Annotated in this window: 18 protein-coding genes; 6 read left to right on the top strand and 12 right to left on the bottom strand. The window is 38.6% G+C overall.

The window, feature by feature from the left end:
- Window positions 1-738: 738 nt before the first annotated feature.
- Both MSBRW_RS00270 and MSBRW_RS00265 read left to right on the top strand, forming a co-directional pair.
- A complete protein-coding gene (locus MSBRW_RS00270) occupies window positions 739-1,527 on the top strand; it encodes a hypothetical protein (RefSeq protein WP_011305967.1) in 789 nt (262 codons plus the stop codon).
- Window positions 1,524-4,679, top strand: coding sequence for a DEAD/DEAH box helicase (locus tag MSBRW_RS00265; RefSeq protein WP_011305968.1), 3,156 nt, complete (start codon window positions 1,524-1,526; stop codon window positions 4,677-4,679). The genes MSBRW_RS00270 and MSBRW_RS00265 overlap by 4 nt, the downstream gene beginning before the upstream one ends.
- A 222-nt stretch (window positions 4,680-4,901) precedes the next feature.
- On the opposite strand, the gene MSBRW_RS00260 is transcribed toward MSBRW_RS00265, so the two are convergent.
- The 8 genes from MSBRW_RS00260 to MSBRW_RS00225 all read right to left on the bottom strand — a co-directional run bounded on the left by MSBRW_RS00260 (window position 4,902) and on the right by MSBRW_RS00225 (window position 11,568).
- Complete coding sequence (locus MSBRW_RS00260; RefSeq protein ID WP_011305969.1) at window positions 4,902-5,183, bottom strand: hypothetical protein; 282 nt, start codon at window positions 5,181-5,183, stop codon at window positions 4,902-4,904.
- A 103-nt stretch (window positions 5,184-5,286) separates the two neighbouring features.
- Entirely contained in the window at window positions 5,287-5,544 is a 258-nt protein-coding gene (locus MSBRW_RS00255) for a hypothetical protein (protein WP_011305970.1), read from the bottom strand.
- Window positions 5,545-5,808: 264 nt separating this feature from the next.
- A complete protein-coding gene (locus MSBRW_RS00250) occupies window positions 5,809-6,975 on the bottom strand; it encodes a (Fe-S)-binding protein (protein WP_011305971.1) in 1,167 nt (388 codons plus the stop codon).
- 4 nt (window positions 6,976-6,979) lie between these two features.
- Window positions 6,980-8,350 carry an FAD-binding oxidoreductase gene (locus tag MSBRW_RS00245; protein ID WP_011305972.1) on the bottom strand — a complete coding sequence of 457 codons (1,371 nt, stop codon included), beginning with the start codon at window positions 8,348-8,350 and terminating at the stop codon, window positions 6,980-6,982.
- Between the two features lie 432 nt (window positions 8,351-8,782).
- Window positions 8,783-9,565: a DUF1828 domain-containing protein gene (locus MSBRW_RS00240; RefSeq protein ID WP_011305973.1), complete on the bottom strand. Its 783-nt coding sequence runs from the start codon at window positions 9,563-9,565 to the stop codon at window positions 8,783-8,785.
- 10 nt (window positions 9,566-9,575) lie between these two features.
- Window positions 9,576-10,040, bottom strand: coding sequence for a hypothetical protein (locus MSBRW_RS20045; protein WP_155398068.1), 465 nt, complete (start codon window positions 10,038-10,040; stop codon window positions 9,576-9,578).
- A gap of 307 nt (window positions 10,041-10,347) precedes the next feature.
- Complete coding sequence (locus MSBRW_RS00230; protein ID WP_155398067.1) at window positions 10,348-10,824, bottom strand: hypothetical protein; 477 nt, start codon at window positions 10,822-10,824, stop codon at window positions 10,348-10,350.
- 471 nt (window positions 10,825-11,295) lie between these two features.
- Window positions 11,296-11,568, bottom strand: coding sequence for an FmdB family zinc ribbon protein (locus MSBRW_RS00225; RefSeq protein ID WP_011305976.1), 273 nt, complete (start codon window positions 11,566-11,568; stop codon window positions 11,296-11,298).
- A gap of 987 nt (window positions 11,569-12,555) precedes the next feature.
- On the opposite strand from MSBRW_RS00225, the gene arcS reads away from it, so the two are divergent.
- The 3 genes from arcS to rimI all read left to right on the top strand — a co-directional run bounded on the left by arcS (window position 12,556) and on the right by rimI (window position 15,184).
- Window positions 12,556-14,436, top strand: a complete 1,881-nt coding sequence (arcS, locus tag MSBRW_RS00220) for an archaeosine synthase subunit alpha (protein ID WP_011305977.1) — start codon at window positions 12,556-12,558, stop codon at window positions 14,434-14,436.
- On the top strand, window positions 14,411-14,536 hold the full coding sequence (locus MSBRW_RS23730) for a hypothetical protein (protein ID WP_268990276.1): 126 nt from the start codon (window positions 14,411-14,413) through the stop codon (window positions 14,534-14,536). Before arcS ends, MSBRW_RS23730 begins: the two co-directional genes overlap by 26 nt.
- Before the next feature lie 117 nt (window positions 14,537-14,653).
- A complete protein-coding gene (gene rimI / locus MSBRW_RS00215; RefSeq protein ID WP_011305978.1) occupies window positions 14,654-15,184 on the top strand; it encodes a ribosomal protein S18-alanine N-acetyltransferase in 531 nt (176 codons plus the stop codon).
- On the opposite strand, the gene MSBRW_RS23725 is transcribed toward rimI, so the two are convergent.
- The 4 genes from MSBRW_RS23725 to dnaG all read right to left on the bottom strand — a co-directional run bounded on the left by MSBRW_RS23725 (window position 15,168) and on the right by dnaG (window position 18,374).
- Window positions 15,168-15,302 (bottom strand): hypothetical protein, encoded by a 135-nt coding sequence (locus MSBRW_RS23725; protein WP_268990275.1) that lies wholly within the window; start codon window positions 15,300-15,302, stop codon window positions 15,168-15,170. The two genes, rimI and MSBRW_RS23725, sit on opposite strands and share 17 nt — an antisense overlap.
- A gap of 54 nt (window positions 15,303-15,356) precedes the next feature.
- Window positions 15,357-15,824: an IS200/IS605-like element ISMba16 family transposase gene (gene tnpA / locus MSBRW_RS00210; protein ID WP_011305479.1), complete on the bottom strand. Its 468-nt coding sequence runs from the start codon at window positions 15,822-15,824 to the stop codon at window positions 15,357-15,359.
- 122 nt (window positions 15,825-15,946) lie between these two features.
- Window positions 15,947-16,168 (bottom strand): UPF0058 family protein, encoded by a 222-nt coding sequence (locus MSBRW_RS20620; RefSeq protein ID WP_080944033.1) that lies wholly within the window; start codon window positions 16,166-16,168, stop codon window positions 15,947-15,949.
- Window positions 16,169-16,820: 652 nt separating this feature from the next.
- The gene (gene dnaG / locus MSBRW_RS00205; RefSeq protein WP_011305980.1) at window positions 16,821-18,374 is read right to left on the bottom strand and encodes a DNA primase DnaG; all 1,554 of its coding nucleotides are present in this window, start codon (window positions 18,372-18,374) and stop codon (window positions 16,821-16,823) included.
- Window positions 18,375-19,890: 1,516 nt separating this feature from the next.
- Here dnaG and MSBRW_RS00200 point away from each other — a divergent pair.
- Window positions 19,891-21,411, top strand: coding sequence for an NAD(P)/FAD-dependent oxidoreductase (locus tag MSBRW_RS00200; protein WP_011305981.1), 1,521 nt, complete (start codon window positions 19,891-19,893; stop codon window positions 21,409-21,411).
- The last annotated feature ends 4 nt before the right edge of the window (window positions 21,412-21,415 follow it).

Below are 21,415 nucleotides of genomic sequence, written 5' to 3'. Positions count from 1 at the left end.
AATCAATTAGTATACTGAAAGTTCTGTAAATTTTAATTTGTGATACATAGACTTTGTTGCAAAATCTGTGTAAAAATATCCATTAATTCTTCCTATGTGTTTTTACTATTTTTTACGTTTGATAGAAGTAATAAATCACAACTTGAGTATTCCTATGTGAGTTAGAATAACTGAGTTTAAAAAAGCATAGATCGGGTATATTTAGAAAAATACGAAAGTTATTGCACTACAAACATTACAACTTTATTTTAGTCTACCTACTCTTTGTTCTATAATTACAATTATTACAATTTCTTAGAATATTGCTCCATTGGTCCTCGGTTAAGGAATTTTCTTGCCTGAAAGCTATCGATTTTGCATTAGAAGCCAGACTTAAATTTTGGCCTGTTTACATGAAATCGATACCCTGTTACAGCTCGTAATTTATTAAAATATTTGACAAATGTTGAGGAAATTGACGTAATTGTCACGATTCCTCACTTAACCGAAGACGCATGAATATTGCTCTAATTTTGAGAAAAATGACAATAGTTTAGAGATATTTAAAAAGAGTTAAATAGTATACAGAAAAAAATAGTTTCTTAAAATCTAAATGAAGATATGATTATAATCTGAAAGTCGAAAAACGAATCTTAACTTTTAGATAGATAAATCCAGGTTATTTGCTTCCTGATTGTCACATATAGTTGAATAGATGTTCAAAAATACTTTGTTATCCGACGTTGGAGCTGCTGTATTATGATTAATTATGATACCACTTACCAAGGCCATGTGAATCATGTCAGCTATAAAGGTAAAAATATATCTAATCCAGAAGACTTCAAATCTTTTTTGAGCGAGGTAGTTTATGACCGTGTAAAAGATGCTGAACATGCCGAAAGCTTCCGTCGAGATTTAGAAGAACTTGCTACAACGGAAATGGCATCAGATACATTAATTAAATTATTGAGCTCAAATAATTCTCATATAAAACCTTGGGAAATCGGAGAAGCTTTTGTTGAATGCGCTTTAAAAGATGAATATAATATAAAATGGCCTTGGAATTCAGAACGTGACAAAAGAACGCCAAAAGCAAGTCTCCCTGGCGCTGATTTAGTTGGGTTTTATAAAGATGGAGAAACAACACAATTTTTTTTTGGAGAAGTAAAAACTTCAACTGAAAAAAAAACTCCTCCTAATGTGATGACTGGCCGGCATGGTATAATTAATCAATTAGAGATAATTTATGGAACCCGTTCAATTCGTCTAAGTTTAATTAAGTGGCTTCACATTCGCTGCAAAAATACAGAAATGTGGCCATATTTTCAAGAAGCTGTTGAAACATATCTTAAATCGAAAGAGAAGTCTGTAATATTGTATGGTGCACTGATGAGAGATATAGATCCCCAAGAAAAAGATCTAATTAATCGAGCAAATGCTCTATCAAAAAAGATAGACTCTTCAATTACGAGGGCTAAATTAAATGCATGGTATTGTCCTTGTTCTATTGCTGATTGGCCAATAATCATATTGGAAGGTAAAACATGAAATCGTGGGTAATGAATTTAATAGATGATGACTCTTTAAAACAAGCCCATATAGAGTCTTCCAGACGATTACTTCACGAATCACTAAAATTGGATTATTCATCAGTCGAAGAAGAGAACTCAAACTTTTTATTGATAATTGATTCTTTAGAATTGGCTTTGATTGATTTATTAGACGATGATGAGCAAATCAATAGTCTTCGTAAAATCAGTGCAGAGCTATTTCAATTATTAAGAGTACTTCCCAAGCCAGAGGATCCTATTGAAGCTGGAAAAGAATATTTGCGCTTATCTTGTTTTGGCGTTTTAGGAGATCGTGGAGCAGATGCATCAAGGTTGCTTAGAGAGCTGCCTCCAATAGATCTACCAATTAATTCACCATATTGGAATAAAAGAACATTTGCTACTATTATTGATGTGTGGTTGTCTATTATTAGAAAAGATGGATGGAATGACTTAGATAGAGTTCACGAGAGAGTTGTAGATTTAAGAAAACATCAAAATGAATATGAAAAAGATTATCTTGAATCAGAAGGTGATTATTCAAGAACTGCTGCTTGGGAATTGGTAGCATTATATCATTTAGCAAAAGCTGCGGAATTGTTAGCGATTTATACAACTCAAGGTCAAGTAGAAGGAAACTACGATATAAGACAACAACTAGAATCACAATTTGATTCTGCACTAAACGCATGTACTAGAGCAGAACTAGTTGAACTAGATAATTTAACTCGATTATTAGAGTGTACATCTCAACAGCTAGTTGATAATTGTATATGGACTATAACAAGAGCTGTTAATGATCAAGTAACTCAATTTGTTGAAACCCTTGTATCAAGAGAACGAAGTAAACCAATTTTTGAAATGTTGCCGCCTCAAAGGTATACTTTACGAGAAGAAGGATTACGCAGTTCAAGTCCACGTTCGATTGTAATTAATTTGCCTACATCTAGTGGAAAAACGTTTATTGCTGAATTCCGAATCCTGCAAGCACTTAATCAATTTGAAAATGGATGGATAGCATATCTCGCCCCTACTCATGCACTCGTAAATCAAATTTGTACACGTCTAAGAAAAGATTTTAATCCCCTAAAAATTAACGTGGAGAAAATCAGCCCTGCTCTTGAAATCGATAGTCTTGAAGCTGGTCTGCTTACTGATGTGGAAAAATCTTCTTATTTCCGAGTGCTGGTTACTACACCTGAAAAATTGGATTTAATGCTTCGTGGAGGATGGGAACAAAAAATAAATCGGCCTTTATCTTTAGTAATTGTCGACGAAGCACATAACCTCTCTCAACCAGTAAGAGGAATAAAACTAGAATTGCTGCTTGCTACTATTAACAGAGAATGTCGTGATTCCCAGTTTCTGCTATTAACTCCTTTTATTAATAACGCTACACAAATATCTAAATGGCTTTCTTCCGATAGTAACAAATCGATTGAGATGAGTGTGGATTGGAACCCAAATGATAGAGCTATAGCACTAAGTCGCCATAAAAAAAGTAATAACGGTAACTATTCCTTATATCTTGAAACTCTTCACACAACAAGAAATACACTACATATCCCTGAAAAACTACAGTTAAGTAACAATCGTCCACTTGGATATAATTGGTCACAAATAAATAATAACGCTAGTAAACTAGCCGCAGTAACTGCACAAGTTTTGAAAGAAAGAGGATCTGTTATAGTCTTGGTGGGAAAAATTCAACATACATGGTCACTCGCAAATAGTTTTAAACACCCTGATAATAAGATTACGGATTTACCTGAAGATGTGAAACTTGTAAAACGTTATATTCAAAGTGAATTTGGTGATGATTTCCCATTATGTGATTTGCTGGAATATGGAATTGGTGTGCATCACTCTGGTCTGTCGGATGAAACTAAATGGTTAATGGAATGGTTATTTGAATCAGGACATATTAAAATTCTTGTTGCAACTACAACGATTGCTCAAGGAGTAAATTTTCCCGTAACAGCTGTAGTTATGGCTGACTATAGATATCCATATGGTAAAGAAATGCAACCAGAAGAATTTTGGAATTTAGTTGGCCGAGCAGGGAGAGTAGATCAAGGGAGCGTAGGAATTGTTGCATTAGCTGCGACGAATGAAAAAAATGCTGTAAAGTTAAAGACGTTTGTTGATAAACAAGTTTTGTCTCTAAATTCAACACTTATAAAAATGGTAGAAACAGCTATAAGTGAAGGACAAATTTTAGAATTACAAAAATTGTCCTATCTCCCAGAATGGTCGGCTTTTTTGCAATACATAGTTCATTCATATCGTCAAATTGGAAATTCTACTGAATTTACCAAGCAAATTGAGTTAATTTTACGGGGTACTTTAGGGTTTGAAACATTAAGAAATAATAATCCTGATAATGCTAGATATCTTATTGCTGGAGTTAGAGCATATGCTGATAATTTATCGGGAAATGCTCCACTTAAGTTGGTTGATAGTACTGGTTTTTCGTTAGAAACAATAAGAAATACTTTAAAAAGACTGCGTGACGAACGTATTGGAGAAAATATATGGGATCCAAATGAATTATTTAAAGATAAAAAAGATTTGAGGAAGCTGATGGGGATATTGTTAGATGTTTCCGAATTACGTGAAAATTTAGAAGCTGCTACTGGTGGTTGGGGGAAAGATGGAAGTCGTTTAGCAGATATGGTCACTGATTGGGTAAATGGACTTAGCCTGAAAGAAATGTCTGACAAATATTTTGCTAACGACAAGCAAGGAAATGCTATTGATTCCACAAAAGCTATGAGTAATTGTTGTAGAAATATTTTTGGAAAACTTACACAAACCGCCGCATGGGGCCTCGCTGCTTTACAAACAATGACTTTTGGAGATAATTTCGATAAATTATCTGAAACAGACCAAGCAACACTTCGAAATTTGCCTGCAAGAGTTTATTATGGCGTAGACACAGATGAAGCAATTGCACTTCGTTTATTAGGAGTGCCACGCAGTGCATCACTTAGCTTGTCAAAAAACATGTTTTCAGTAATACATGAAAAATCTTTGAATGATTTGCGTACAGAATTAGCAAGCCATGATTCGAGATTATGGACAGAATCAATGGGAAAAATTGGTGAGGATTATTATAAGATTTGGAAGGTATTAGAAGGAATTGCCTAATTTTTAGGCAGTGTCACGAATTTGCTGTAAATTCGAAGTCAAATTTTTCGATACTCTGGTAAAAATTGATCTTCTGATACAAAATCTTTTACCCAATTACTTTATGAGATTTATAATTTTACAAAAAAATCATGCACACTACCAAATCAATCAATTATTCTTTTTTAAACCAGTTGTAAAAAACACACGTAATCCTGATGTAAGCATGGATTGGATTCACCTTCATAAACCCTGACACTCACGCCAGAAAGTCCTCAATTTTCCACTTACCTGCCCGCAGTAAGTTTCAAGAGGTCTTTCTTTGATCTCAATTGACAGGTTTGCCTCACCGTCCCAGCTAAAATGGGCAACTATTCCGTTTCCTTCAAGCACACCGGAATTTCCGGATGAAACTTCAATTCCATAGCTCTCAAGTTTTTTCTTCATACAGGAAAATACTTCAGGAGTTACATTTCTGAATTTAATCCCCTGGCAGCCCTCAGTATCCAGTTTCCTTTCGCCCATAGTCTTAATCCGAAATTAATTCCTATGAAATTGATTCTTGTAGTAATCCGAAGATAATTTTTGAAGCCAATTCCTAAATTCCCTCATAAGTTGAAGCAAACTTTTACGAGCCATGGCAAGCTCTTATAAAACTTTTTATTTTCTGAGCCGCGATTTCACAACTGACGATAAAGGGTTTTTCCGTAATTGTAATGGTAAGATTGGACTGTCCGTCCCATTCGAAATTCGCAGTAATTCCTTTGCCAGAAAGTTCTCCCCTATAACCCTCTGGGACATGGATTCCGTATCCCTGAAGCTTTTTCTTCATACAATTAAAAGTATCAGGATTAACATTACGAAACGTTATCGGTTTACAACCCATTATCCTGTCCTCCTAACCAATCTCTAAAACTCATCTTCAGCTTAAACCCAGTAAACAAGAATCTTGTTTTCCGGGAATAAAAATATGGTGCCATACGTCGTAAAAAAGAGTTGAGCCGAATCAAACCGGCCCTTAGTAAAATCAACTGAGAAGCCGCAGTTGAACTTAAAATAACTAGACTTTGAAGTTAGCTAGACTTTGAAGTTAGCTAGACTTTGAAGTTAGCTAAACTTTGAAGTTAGCTAGACTTTGAAGTTAACCGGACTACTCCATTGCCATTGCCACGAGTTCTACAATATCAATAACCTCGATGTCTCCACCTGCGTCCCTGAGATTTCTCACGCAGAGAGGGCAGGAGGTTACAATGTAATCCACGCCTTCCGGCACATCTTTAAGCCTGTTTCTTGCAAGCTCAAGAGAAATATCAGGATACCCTGTCCGTACTCCGCCTCCACCACCACAGCAGCGTGCATTTTCTTTAATATATTTCATTTCCTTGAGAGTACAGATTGCCTGAATGACCTTTCTTGGAGCATCGTAGACCTTATTATGCCTGCCCAGATGGCAAGGGTCGTGATAAGTAACTGTAAGGTCAAGTTTCTTCAAATTAAGTTCTTCCAGGTGTTCGACAAGGAATTCTGGGAGACTTATAACCTTAAGTTCTTCTGGGTAGTTGTTCTTGAGCGTTGTATAACAACCGGCACAACTCGTAATAATTGTGTGCGCGCCCACTTTTCTGATTTGCTCAAGATTGTGCTTCATGACCTTTTCTGCATCCTCCTTAAATCCGGTACGCAGGAGAGGAGAAGCGCAGCATTGCTCGTCAGGCAGGAGGGTTACGCCAAACTGCTGCAGAATTCCAAACGTTTTTTTAGCAAACTCCGGGTAGCGGTAGGAGTCGAAACAGCCCACAAAATAGACATAATCGGACTTTTCAGGGAGTTGAGAACGTTCTACTTCGGAGAGCCAGTGTTTACGGTCTCTTGTTTCCCCGAACGAGTTTCCGTATGTCATAATAGTTGATTTCAAGTTTTTCTGGGCTTCGGTCGTGATGCCACATTTCACAAGCTGGGCACGAGCAGCTTCAACAACCTTAGGTGGTTTTACTCCTGCAGGGCATTTGACAGCGCAGATCCCGCAGGTTGTACAGGAAGCAAGGCTTGGAAGCATATCTTCAGAAGGGGGCCTGCCTTCGAGCAGGCTTTTAATAATGAGCATTCTGCCTCGTGTATTGGCAGATTCCCAGCCTACCACGTCAAATACAGGGCAAACCGAGCGGCAGGTTCCGCATTGTACGCATCTATAAACCGACCTGCGGTCAACCTCAAAGGACTGCTTTCCACTCTCGTTCCCGTTTATCTCATTCTCGGTTATTTTGGTTTTTTCCGGTTTTTTTGCCTGCTCAGTTCCCTTTTTTCCTTCGTTTTTCATATTCTCACAACCCCAGTTTGCCCGGATTCAGTATACCTTTCGGGTCAAGGGCATTTTTGATCGCACGCATTACCTCAAGGGCAGGGCCCCATTGGGCTTTCATGTATTCAGCCCTGGCCGCACCTATTCCATGTTCGGAGCTAACTGTACCTCCAAGCTCAATCGCTGTCCTGTGAATAAGATCCGCAGCTTTGTTTAGGCGATCCCATTCATCTTTATTCAGGACATCAATGAAAAGTGCAAAGTGCAGGTTTCCATCTCCTATATGCCCGTATTTCATAGCCGGCAGGTTGAATTTCTCAGCGATTTCCTGTGCTCGTTTTAGCAGTTCAGGGATTCGCTTTATGGGAACTCCCACATCTTCTCCTACATAGATGCGGCTCTTTGTTGGGTCCAGGCGAGAAACCGCAGCCCCTACGAGTTTTCTGGCTGCCCAGATATCTGCCATTTCCTTTTCACTTTCCGCAAGCCTTATAGAGAGAGACAGGGGAGTACAGACTTTCATGATCTGTTCTGCAGCTTCACGTGCCGAGCTTTCAGTGCCGTCAACCTCGAAAAGAATTACATCGCCTTCTGAAGGAAGCACAAGGTTCGGGTCGTAACGTTTGAGAACCTGCAGGGAAACCCTGTCCAGAATCTCGCAGGCTGAGGGAATGACCCCGTGTGAGAAGGTTTTTACGACCGCCTGCCCTGCAATTTCCGCGTTTTCAAAGGAAGTAATTACCAGTTTTCGAGTTTTAGGGAGAGGGGCAATCTTAAGCCTGGCTTTTGTAACAATGCCGAGTGTGCCTTCCGAACCCACAATAAGCTGGGTCAAGTCATATCCTGCTGCGGATTTCAGCATCTTTGAACCGGTATGAATAACTGTCCCGTCCGCAAGCACCACTTCAAGGTCGCGAACATAGTGTCTGGTAGTACCGTACTTAACGCAGCGCATTCCACTTGCGTTGTAAGCTATCATACCCCCGATAGTACACATGGCTGAACTGCCAGGATTTGGAGGAAAGAAAAAACCATACGGCTTTAGCGCTTCATTTAAATCATCCTGAATAATCCCGGGTTCTACCTGGACCTGAATATTATTAATATCGATTTCAAGAATCCTATTCATGCCCGACATATCCAGCACAATGCCCCCTTTAACAGGGACTGCACCACCTGCAAGTCCTGTGCCTGCTCCCCTTGCAGTCACAGGGATCTCGTTCTCATAGGCAAGCCTGACAATCCGGCTTACTTCGTCTGTGCTTTTCGGGCGTACCACGTAATCAGGCATTCCCTTGACCTGGGATGCGTCAGAAGAATAACAATAAAGTTCCGAAGGCGAGACTGAGAGTCGCCCACCAACGATTTTTTGAAGTTCTGCAGTTATATCCATTCTAGACCTCAAATTGGAGTTCAAATGTGAAAAATAGAATTTCTGTCACGGCTTGAGACAGACAATGACAGACAAATGAAAGATGAGTTGCAGCAGATAATCAAGATTAATAATATATAAAAATATACCATCTTCCTTTCTTCTGAAGAATATCATTCTCTTTCTGAAGAATATCATTCTCCTTCTGAAGAGTTAGCATGGAATAAACAATAAAGCTGAGAACCTTTTGGCTTCAAAAAAATGGGAAGTGAGAAAAACTGGCAGTGTCTCAAATATGCTGTAAATTTGAAGTCAAGTTTTGAGTACTATGGAGGAAATTGGTCTTCTGATATGGAATTTTCTACTCAATAACTTTTTGAGACTTATGATTTTACAGAATAATTGGCATACTGCCGAAAAACTTTCAGAGAAATGAATATGAAAAGTAAATTATCAGTTCATACTAAGTGCAAATTTCTTCATGTATTCCGGAAGCCCTGCTTTTGCAGTTGATAGTGTAGAGTATGATTTATCGACTTCATCAAGGAGCCTGCCAAAAACTTTCCGGGTAATTGTCTCCTGATCCTCAAAGATACATATAGACACAAAGTCTCTCTCCCATTCCCTAAATTTGAGACATGTAATGGTTACATCTCTACATTTATCGTCATTAAGCACGCCAAAAAAGAAAATAAGATTGTTCTCATCTTCAATAGAGCAGTCTACAGAATACATACTTTCCGGGTCACGCGCTTTGTCCGTGTAGTTAAAGTTGCACTTAGTGCCGAACTTCTCTTTCAAATAGCTTCTGAATTCTTCATAAAACATAGATTTTACATATTCTTTTTTTGTAAATAATACGAGGTCAACTATTCTGATTAACCCCTGGATAAACGTAAAATATGATTCTCCAAAATCCTCTCCTTCTACCATAATTTTGAGCTCTCCTCCATCATTTTCCATGTTATGGATAGAGAGGATTTGCTTGAAGATCTCCTGCCGCTTACCCCTATCAAGTGAAGTATCAAGATCTGTATATGATAAGTGCATTAGAGTGCTGCCTTCATCGGTGAAATACCAACCGGTTTCCCCCTCCTTGAGCACTGTATTTAGCGAATCTCCATCGTCAAATGTAACTGGGGAAACAATAACAAGCCTTTCTTCTCCTTCATAGAAGATTTCAATATCTTCGCAAATTCTTTTCTTTATATCCCGCTCTAACGATGTAAGATCCATAATTTATCACTTACACGAATTTGTCCAAATTAGAATTACCAATATCAAAGTTACATTCTTTTATCATTGTGTCTAAAGCCCCTCTCCAATCAGAGTAGGCTTCTGTAACTTCGGCGTACCCTTCCGGCTCATATCCTTTTTCTTGGTACCTTTCAGTTATAGTGTGGATGTGAAAACCCCTTATTTTATTTTTCTCAATCTTATTTGTATGTGTATGTATACCATTGTATCTTTTTATAATGTGCAGGTTATTGCCATCATCTTTGTATGAAAGGATGACTGAAAAGTCAAATTTGTAAATTGTGTTCTGCCTAATTTTTACAACAAAGGTATTCCAAGACTTGCTTTGTAGTTCGTATGACCAAACGAGATGTTTCTTATCTTCCCTTACTTTTGGCTTGATACCATTAATTACTTGGTAAGGTATAGGTTTGACATCCTCAATGAGCTTTTGAACCTCTATATCTGAGATCATAATATCACATTCTATATCCTTTTGTACTTTCCTCCTTTTATAACTTTCATACATTTTAATTTTATACACATAGTTAGATACACGAACAAAAATATTATCCACTCACAACTATTCTGGCAAACTCAAGCGACTCTATTCCTTCGAGTTCCTTGGCCTTCTTACGAAACACTTATTGCTGCTCGTCGAGATCCAGAATTCAAAGCAAGCAATGTCTTTTTTAAGGAAGTCTGTGGTTTCCTACGTACCCTTTCGTATACCGGAAAATATCGTATCTATTCCTAATTTTGTAATAGACCTGATATATCAATTAGTTTTTCATCTGTTCATTAAAACTATTAATATGCTCATTATATCTCTGAATATGCGTGAAGCCTTCGGTGAGATATTTTGTTGTATTTTCCATATCTTCAAGTGCAATAACTTGTGCAGCTCCATTGAAAGCTTTCATAGAAAGGTCATATTCAATTTTAGCAAACTGAAGATTAGAGGATACTTCATACTGATCACTCTCCTCAATTGCAGCCTGTGTATCTGACATGAGTTTGCTTGAATTCACATCCGAAATATTGCCGGCATCTACTGCCGCGACTATTGGTTTAAGATCGTCTGTAATCACCGGAAGCCAATATATAGCAGACTTCAACCAAGTAGCATCAGGACTCTCTGATGAACTTTCATTGATATCACTCACGGTATTGTTGTCATTGGGTGAACTAGTGCACCCAATCCCCGCTAAAGTTACTAATATTACAAAAATAAAAAGAGCTTTAGTTTTAATTTTCAATTTCATCGCCTCTAACTCTTGATATTATGTTACCTATATCAATTCAATAAATCTAGAACCTGCTTTCGGCAGGTCGACATAAAAATCCATTCAATTTTTCTATTGATATCGTTTTTTTCAGAACGTTTAAAATTCAATTTAAATCAAAAATTATTAAATATTAATTATAGCATAATTAATATACATTTACAGTGAATAAGAGAATTGACAAATTGAATTAGATATGAAGTCTGCATAACACTGATTTATAACTGAACCTACAAAAATAATAATCAAGGATATTTCGATGTTAAAGTGTGTTTGCTGCCGAAAGCAGGTGATCAATGAATGGAATTATAATGGTGAATTTAGAATCCTTCAAATCACCGAAATTCAGAAAGATAGTACTTTGGGAATTCTAAAGAAAGCGAATTCAGTGGGAAAGCGAAAATTTTAATTAATGCTAAATGTCATAAAAGTACTGTATCTAAATTATTTCAATTTTTTGAGGGATTTTTCTAGCTCGTTTTCAATTTCCTTGACAGCCAATTGCTCTATCTTTTCTAACATTTCCTTTTTTGATTTTTCAGATAATATGATCCTGTGGAGTTCCTTGCCGCATGAAGGACAAGATAAAGTATTCACCAGTGTAAGATTAGAATCCTTAATGTTCTTTGAAGTGGTGGTGAACTCGTATTTACACTCCGGGCACATGGCTTTGAAATTGACATCTTCCCTTTCAAAATCAAATTGTTGCGTACTCATGTGTTTCACTTCTTTACAGTAGACTTCTTGGAGACAGAACCGAGAAGTTCTATATATAAGAGCTAACTTTTTTTATAAAATTAAATTTGGCTTTTTTATGTGAGGTTCACTTGTTTAGAACTTCTTTGAATTTGTGATTTCATAGGAAAAATCCGAATCAGACGCTTTTGTACCAGCCAATAATTCAAAATTTATATATTGTATTAAAAAATAAACTTAATGTTAAATAAATTTGTCTATTCTATTCATTTAATGATCGCATTTCTATAAAATTGAGATGTACTTTTCGTTTTATATTTTTACTTGCGTAGACAGTTCCATAGATAGTCAAATCAGAGGAGGTTTTGCCATAGTCCACAAAATTTCGTATTTTTCAATAATATTTAAATATAAAGTTTATTTTGGGAAAAAATTTGCTTAAATTAATTTAAAATCAATTTAAAAAAATTTTATATTAGTATAATTGTTATTTAAAAGAGCATTTAAACATGTAATAGGGCAAAAAGCCCTATATAGTTTCAACACATAATTAATATTTATCTTTTCATAAAAGTTGTCAGAAAAGATTGTATTAAGTATTAACTTTATATATAAATATAACATTGGGCCTATCCCAAAAGCCATTTAGTTCTTAATCATCAAGAATTTTCAAGATTGTTTTCATGATCAGAAAGTTGATTGATTATTCGGAATACAGGATTCAGAGAAGCAATTTTGAGTTTTGGGATCAGCTCATTAATTAAGTTCTTATTATTAAATTTTGTATTCAGCGGCATTTTATGGTGCGATTTTAAAGACGCAAAATGTAATTTTTTGATCAAATAAGCAATTGTAGTTCACTTTTTTTGCATTTAATGCGTTTTCGTCAATTTTGGCAAACCCTCAGATCAAATGTTCTCTACGCGAAGGAATAATAAATATTAATTGGATTCATGTGAAGACGTGCAGGACAAACCTTTACATCCTGATAGACATAAGAGGACAAACATGACACGGTACTTTGAGATAGAACAAAGAGACGGAGCAGCAAGGATAGGAAAACTTCTGCTGTCTCCCGAGCTTCATACGCCCTGCATTTTGAATGCGACAGAACTTGGAAAGCTTGAAAACCCCGGCCCTGTTGTTGACGCGGGAAGTTTCTGGGATGTAAAATCCGATGCAGAGCTCGAAGCACGCGTAAAGCAAATCCGGGAAAAAGCAGGAAAAGGAACTCTTATAATCCTGCCGCATCAAACTTATCCGCCTGCCATTCCAGCTGAGTCCCTCGGGAACGTCCAAAAATTTACTGCTTTTAAAGGCGAAAACGTTGAAGATGCAGGCCCAACAGGTTCTCTCCTTAGAATAGGAGGAAAGCCTGAGAAAACCGACCTGTATGTAATGGAAGGGGCAGGTACCCTGGAAAACAATGCACGAAGATTTCTCGAGACCGTAATAGAATTTAAAAACCAGATTCCCCCTGATACAGCTCTTTATGCCCCAAACCTCGCGCTTCCTGAAAATATAGCTATGCTAATCTATCTTGGAGTTGATGTTCTGGACGATACCAGAGCAGAAATTGCAGCTTATTCTGATATCTACCTGACAGCAACAAGCAGCTTTTATCTTGACTCCCTGACAGAGTTTCCCTGCAGGTGCAGGGCATGCGCTGAAAGTACGCCCGCAGAGCTCAGGAAGCTTCCGAAGATCGAGAGGGCAAAATTCCTTTCAGCTCACAATAAGAATGCTCTCGAAGCCGAACTTTCCCTTGTGCGGGAAAGGATAAGGGCAGGAACATTGAGAGAATATGTTGAGGGCCAGTGCAGAGTAAGACCCTGGCTCACAGCCCTGTTAAGACTTGGAGATTTTGAGTATTCCTACCTTGAAGAAAGAGTTCCTGCTTTCCGGCAAAACCAGTTGCTTGCAGATACCTCAGAGGCTCTATCTCGAGTCGAAGTGGTGAGGTTTGCACGACGTATACAGGAAAGGTATACACCTCCAGACCTTGAGGTCCTCGTACTTTTGCCATGCGCGGCCAGAAAACCTTACTCAACCTCCCAATCCCATCAGAAATTTATTCTGGCCCTAGGAAAATACCGGAAATTCGTCCATGAAGTGATTTTAACCTCACCTCTTGGAATAGTACCCAGAGAACTGGAATTAACATATCCAGCAGCCCATTATGACACTGCAGTTACAGGACACTGGGACGAAGAGGAGAAAAACTGGGTTTCCGGCTGCCTCGAAGCTTATCTCTCAAAATACAGATACAAAGCCATAGTTGCCCATGTAGAAGGGGCATACAGGGAAATCTGTGAAAGAGCGGCAGGCAATCTCGGGATTGAAATAACCTATACTGCTAAAGGAAGTCTTGTGTCTACGGAGGCTCTCTCAAACCTCAGGAGTACCGTTGAATCTATCTGTTCATCCGAAAACTTCAGCAGGAAAAGCCTGAACGCGGAAGAAAACAAGAAGAATTTCGTGAGAGCTATTGCAGAATATCAGTTCGGAGAAGGTGCTGCATTTCTTTTCTCTGAAGAAATCGGAAAGCTTGTGGTCAAAGGCCGATTCCCCAAGTATCAGCTCTTTTCCGGAAAAAAACAACTTGCAACCCTGGTTCCACAATACGGAATGCTTGCTCTTTCTCTCGAAGGAGCCGAACTCATGCTAAAAAATAAGAAATACCTGGTAAAGATTGATGATTTTCTCCCACGCGGTTCAATCCTTGCCCCAGGAGTTATTGAGGCTGATACGGGAATAAGGCCTAATGATGAGGTAATTGTGCTCGGGAAAAAAGCGCTCTGCGTAGGGCGAGCTATGATGAGCGGAGAGGAAATGGTAAAGTCTAGTAGAGGAGTTGCAGTGGATGTCAGGCATATCAAGAAACTCTGAGCTTGCATGCGGACCTTCAAATAAGTTCTACGAAAACAAGTTCTACGAAAACAAGTTCTACGAAAACAAGTTATATGAAAAATCAGCTATACTGAAATAAGTTCGTGAAATCTGGACTGTAGTATTTCAGAATGACTTCAGAATGACTTCAAGAGAACTTTATAAAGAAGATTTGCTCTCGAAGAAATAATAAAATAGTAGGAATATATTAGGTATTATGATAAGGCGTTTTGCACCTGAAGACTTCCAAGAAGTAATTGAAATTGAAAGTGAGGCCTTTTCGGAGCACAACTCCCTCTTATATATGAGCTTTTACGAAACCGTTGGGGATGGTTTCCTTATCGCAGAGCAGGATGGAAAAGTCATGGGGTATGTAGTAGGCTACCGTTCTGGAGAAAATGAAGGGCACATTTTTTCTATCGGTGTCAAAGAAGAATATCGGGGAAGAGGAATAGGTACATCACTAATTCATGCTATCTGTGACATATTTGTTGCAAACGGACTTCGATACGCAAGGCTCGAAGTAAGAAACAGTAACAAAGGAGCACAAAAATTATATAGGTCCATAGGATTTGTACCCTGCTGGACCGAAAAAAAATATTACTCAGATGGAGAGGACGGGATGGTGATGAAAATGCATCTTCACCCTTATCGTCTCCTAATTTCAAAACAAAAATATCTGGAATCTATAATTTCAGATAACGAATTCTTTGTCACCTTCAAGAGCCCTATCAGTTATTACCCATGAGCTTGATGACGGAATTCAGTGAATCCCTCATATGAGCTGGTGTTTCCTCAAAGATAGGGTCGTCCCGGGACATGAGAGTTGCAAGCTCGCCTCCTAAAATCAAATTGCGTGCGGCCACCCCACCCTAAAGGATGGGGTATGCTTCGGGCCGCCCGCCCGGTTATTTTGGTACTTAGAACTCATTAATTCTACGTTGCCCGGATTTTTTTAACCTCTGTGATTGAGCTTCTGTTTTCGTTTTTCCCTGCGATTCCTTAATATAATGCTTGATTGTGTCAGCAGTTACATTCCCAACAGATCGATAGAACTTTCCACTTGACCATAGACTTCCACTCCAATACTGGTGTCTCATTTCAGGATGAAGCTTGAAAAGTCTGTAAGAACTTCCTCCTTTCAAGTATTGAATTACCTCTGATAGAGAAGTACTTGGATGAAACTCTAGAAACAAGTGAACATGATCATCTACAACTTCCATTGCATGAATTTTGTAGCCTTTTTCCATGCAAATACTGCTGAGAATCAACTCGCAATCCTTTTTAATCCGCTTGTTGTAGAATATACTGTATCGATATTTAGGTACCAACACGATGTGGTAGGTAATCTGACCATAGCCATGGCTAAAACTACGTAGTTCCAACATTATATCACATCCTAGCCATAGGTGGCTGGCACCACCTGTGGTTATGGTGCCAAAAAAAACTTTATTTTACAAAGAACTGATGATTGAAACAGTTATGCGAATATAAAACAGCCAGCGAGGGTTCACTTCATCCCCGACCTAAAGGTCAGGGTATTCGTGACCCTCTGCGCTCCCATAGTAATAAAAATTGCGCGCTTGTGATCTGCCTTGCTCCGGTGAATGTGTACAGGGCTTATGGATAAAGCCTTGTAGTCATCGAATTCGTGCGTTACCCCGTGCCTTTCAAAATATCTCTTCATCTGGGCCATATACGTGTGTAGTTGTATTAGCTCTTCCTTGTGCATAGCGAACAGACCTACAATTTTACAAGATCAATTTAATATCATCTTGAATCGGATAAAAGAATTATCCGAGGAAATGAACTTCCTAGTTTTATATGATAAACTTTTCTATATAATGTATATGATAAATAATGAAGGATTATGGGAGAAAGTGTGAAGTTTAGCACTGTGGTGTGAAATAATGCCAAATCGTGGTATCCTTTGAATCCTATATATAAAGATTAAAGATGACAGTCCAGATGGAATTGACTTTAGGAGCAGATGAAAAGTATAAGGATATCGATTTTAGAAAAGTGAGAACAGGAAATTCAATGACTCATGGAAGAAAGCCAGGTTTTAAAAAATAAAAATACTTGAATTAAGAACAGAAACAAAAAAGGAAGCTGGAAAAAAAGGAAGCTGGAAAAAAAGGAAGCTGGAAAAAAAAGGGAAACTTAGGAAGTAAAAAATGAAAGAAGATTAAGCACTAGAACAACAGAAACAGAATATTAAAGCGAGTAAAGAAGAACAGAGATTGAAAGAAGAAAGTAAAGAAGAACAAAGACTGAAAAAGGCGAGTAAAGAAGAACAGAAATTGAAAGAAGAAAGTAAAGAAGAATGGAGATTGGAAGAAAAGGAATAAAAAAGAATGAAACTTGAGAGAATTAAAGGTCTCTCAAAGCATGCTTGCAGTCAAAACTTCCATATCAGCAGGAACCTTAGCTATATTCCCTATCTTCACACCTATAAGGTTTTTAATTGCATTACTTGAGGCAATATCAACGAGCCTCTGAGTAATTACGCCATCAAAAACAACACTCTGGATATTTTCTTTATATGTTTTCAGCCTGCTCGCAAGGTCCCGCACCGCAATCTCTTCTATTACCTTATCCTGGGAATCAAGAATTCGGGCCGTTAAAGTTCCTTTCAGAGCTTCGACATGAGGTCTGAACCTGGTGGCTTCAGGAGAAACTGGAACCGTCTTTACCGGAGCAGGAGAAACTCTGACAGCCTCACCTCTAGAAACTTTAACGGCTGACGGAACCTTCTCAGCAGGTTTTTCTCTGGAAACTCTGGCGGCAGCAGGAGCTTTCCTTGCTGAGATCTGAGGTTTTGCGACGATAGATCTCGTTTTGACTTTTCCTGCAGTTGCAGGAACCATTTCCGAGACTTTCTCAGCAGCTTTTACAGAAACCTTTTCAAAAGCTTTTGCAGATGCTTTCCCTTTCGTTTCTTCTTCCGGAAGTTCCTCCTCATAAAGATCTGGCTTTGAAGAGACCCTGTGAATTTTAATACGCTTGTGCAACTTCTTTTCAGTAATCCTGGGAGCAATCTCAGGTGCTCTTATCTTTCTTTTGGAGCCCCTTTCCACTCTGGTACTTTCTTCACCTTCTCTCTCCTGGATTCCGTATTTCTCGATGATCTGTTCTACAGGAACTTTCCGACGAAGAGCTCGTATAACTTCTTTCTGAACAAGATCCTCTACACATTTTCCATCAGGGGCACGGGCAACATAATCGATGTCTGCCACCTGTAGGAGCTCACGTATTATGAGTTCTCCTCCACGATCTCCATCAGTAAATGCTGTTACTGTTTTCTTTTTAGTAAGCTCTGCAACTTCTGGAGGAATGTTTGTTCCTCCTACACAGATGGTATTCTTTATACCATAACGGAGTAGGTTCAGAATGTCAGCCCTTCCCTCGAGAATAATGATGGCATCTGAGTTAAGTACATTCGGCCCACAGGGAATTCTGGACTTTCCGTAGTAAGTGAGTTCATCGACTCTTACGGACTGTCGGACTTCATCAGCCAGCTCCTGGGATTCGGGCACGGTCTCATCAAACATTTTGGTAAAAATGAGCTTTGCCCTTTCAATAATCTTCTTTCGCTTTACAGCTCTTACGTCTTCTACCTGGAAAACCTCAATTTTGGCGCTGCATGGTCCTACTCTATCAATGGTCTCAAGCGACGCGGCAAGAATTGAGGTTTCAACCTTATCAAGGCTTGAGGGAACAAAGATATTTCCTTTGGTCTTTCCTCCTTTAGCCGTAACCATTACCTCGATCCTGCCAATCCTGCCAGTTTTTTGCAGGTCACGGAGATCAAGATCAGCCCCGAGTAATCCCTCAGTTTGCCCAAAAATCGCACCTACGATATCAGGACGTTCAATTACCCCATCCGCATTAATTTTAGAATGAATGATGTATTTTGTAGTATCTGTATTTTGCATGTGAATTCTCCCATATATTGTGAATGATTTATCGTGATAGTTTTATTAAATTAAATTCACTAGGAATTTCATACTTAACAGTTGCAATTAATTGCATTTCTGAATTAGATCCGTCGAGTTTTCTGATGACATAAACTATTCTCTAGACTCCGAAAACTCGTAAAGCACTGACAATGCAAAAATAGTAAAAAATCAGATTTTATATCGGATCAGGGATAAAACACCCTTGAAGGGGCAGATTTAAGCATTAACTATAACTGTAGCCGGAAAGATAGTTCCGAACCTGCCTGGAGTTTCCATTATACTTATGCCAGGAAACCTGATCCGGTAGAGTACCAGAAATTTACGCTATCGAGTGGAAACTCTTACCTTATGAGAACTTGGTAAAGTACCAGATCTGAGTTAGCCTGGCTTAAGGCTCTCTTAGATCTAGAATCTCTTAACTTTCAAGTGAGCAGACATAATACCTGCGTTGTTCCTGAGACTTTCCAATACCTGCTCGAAAGCCTTTTCCCTAACATAAGTTTTTATTATGACCCTGAGATAAATTTCAGAGCCAAAAGCCAAAAAGAAGTGTTCACATTTCAATTAGCCTGATAACTGCGGTTTTCAAGAAATACCCTTAAAAACGGGTAATCCAGGCATGAAGCCTATATGTGCCAGACGCTCTACCCCGTGGTTTAGGGGCTCTGTAGTGATAACTGGTAAGCGGTAAGTGAAATGTATCAGGTTTATCGAGAACACTTTTTGACTTTTACTTCATGGGTGATGAGATATGAATTCCAGCTTTACGTTGAATGGTTATTTTAACCCTGAGTGATAATTTAGTAAATCTAAGTTTTTATTATATTTGCATGTGGATTAGTTACATTGGATTATCTTTACGAATTTAGCAATGATGAATAGGTGAAGTTGTTAATCAATGATATGATCTGACAGAACAGTTCCCCCCTGCCTTTAAAGAAGTCTCGGCAAATAAGGAATCCTGCGCGTCATATGTTTTAAATTCATGTATTTAATGCCGGCAGGATTTAAGAACTTTGTGGTTATTTAAAGAATTTTATCAAATCAAAGTCATTTTTTATGCCTGATGCCTTAAAGAGAAGATACTTTCAAAACAACTCCAGAAGAAGTCTTTCAGAACAGGTCAGAAGAAATTAAGAAAATGTAAAAAATAATAGAGTCGAAAATTTAGAAAAGTATATATAAAAAAAAAGACTTGTAAAAAATTGAACGGGCGAGACATAGAAACTTTTTTATGTACTAACCCCCCACTCCCAAACTCGCTCGTTCAGCCCCCCTGAGTACTATAAGTCCTTTTTCGCGCTTTTTCCAGACTATGTCAGAGGCGTATTTTTTCATGAGGGAAGAGTAGATTTTCAAGTAACTTGTCTTTCAAAAAGTGCCTGATTAAATAGCCTTAATAGATCGCTTTGAGAGTTCCCTACGCGAGAACCTGAAAGCTTTTCGGATACTTAAAAACTTATAATAGGCGTGAAACACAATTACTGAGAGTATGGGAAGCGATTCCGGCACAGAAAGTGCTGTAGATGAAATCCAGAAAGCAGCCAAATCTGATGAAAAATTTCAGGAAGCAGTATCCGCACAGAACCTCGAAAAAAAAGATCCCATAAAAGTGATTATTATAGGAGGGGGAGCCTGTGGCATGGCGGTTGCTACCAAAATTCGAAGACAGAGCGATTTTGAGATCACTGTAATTTCAAGAGATTCCCATACTGCTTACAGCCACTGTGGAATCCCTTTTGTTCTGGGCCGGGAAATTAAGAGTTTTGAAAAATTAATAGTTAAACCCAAGGATTTTTTCAAAAGAAATCGAATCGATGTCAGGCTAAATGAGTGTGTCAGCTCAATAGATTTGGATTTAAAAGTTGTTCGGACAGGAGAAAGGACTTATCCTTTTGACAAACTCGTTATCGCCACAGGTAGCCTGCCCTTTATACCTCTAACAGGTAGTACAAATGTTCTCCCTTATGGTGTTTTTACTCTGAGGAATCTTGATGATGGAGTGCTTTTTGAAAAAGCCCTGAAAACTGTTGAGAGAGTTTGCATAATAGGTGCAGGAACAATAGGAATAGAATGTGCAGTGGCACTTTCAAGAAGGGGAGTTAAAGCCATCCTCATAAACCGAAGTAAAAACCTGCTTTCCAGACAACTGGACCCTGACATTTCCGAAATTATAAGAGAACATCTGGAAAGTCTCGGGATTGAGGTAATCTCCGGGGAACTTGCGGTTTATCCTGAAAATTTCTGGAAAGAAAAAATACTATATGTAGGGGAGAGGCAGCTTCCTGCAGATCTTGTGCTTCTTGCAAGTGGAGTTAAACCTGAGGTATCCCTTGCCCTAGAGGCCGGTATCGAAATTGGGAAAGCAGGAGGAATAATTGTAAATGAAATACTTCAGGTTAAGGCAGGAGATAAGGCAAGAGAAGAATTTCTTCCCTATGTATATGCAGGCGGGGAATGTGTGGAGGTAACAGACCTTATAACAGGGGAAGCAAAATTAAGCCAGCTAGGCACGACAGCCCGGCATATGGCCGACATAATCGGCAATAATATCACAGGAAAAAGTACCCCTCTTGGGCCGCTTGCCAATCCCTGGGTAGCCGTGGCAGGAGATTTACAATTTGGCGGAGTTGGCATTACCTCAAAAGAGGCTGAAAGCCATGGAATAAAGATAAACACAGGATTTTCACTGAGCCGTACAAGAGCTTCCTATTATCCGGGCCGTAAAGACCTGTACATTAAACTCCTGTTCAAAGACGATATTCTGGTGGGGGCGCAGCTTGCCGGAGGAGAGGGGATAAAAGAAAGGATCGATGCTCTTTCCTTAGCAATCCGAAAGAAAACTACCATTAGAGACCTTCTTGACCTGGAGACTTGCTATACACCACCGGTCTCTATGCTTGTGGATCCTCTCAGACTAGCTGTAAAAGCTACAATCCGAAATATAAAGGAAAAGAAAGGAAAGCAAATACAAGAAAAGGAAATGGAAGGAAAGCAAATACAAGAAAAATGAATGA

The sequence above is a fragment of the Methanosarcina barkeri str. Wiesmoor genome (assembly GCF_000969985.1).
Classification (GTDB): domain Archaea; phylum Halobacteriota; class Methanosarcinia; order Methanosarcinales; family Methanosarcinaceae; genus Methanosarcina; species Methanosarcina barkeri_B.
Note: the sequence above shows the minus strand (reverse complement) of the source record. Positions and strands in the feature narration are given on the sequence as shown.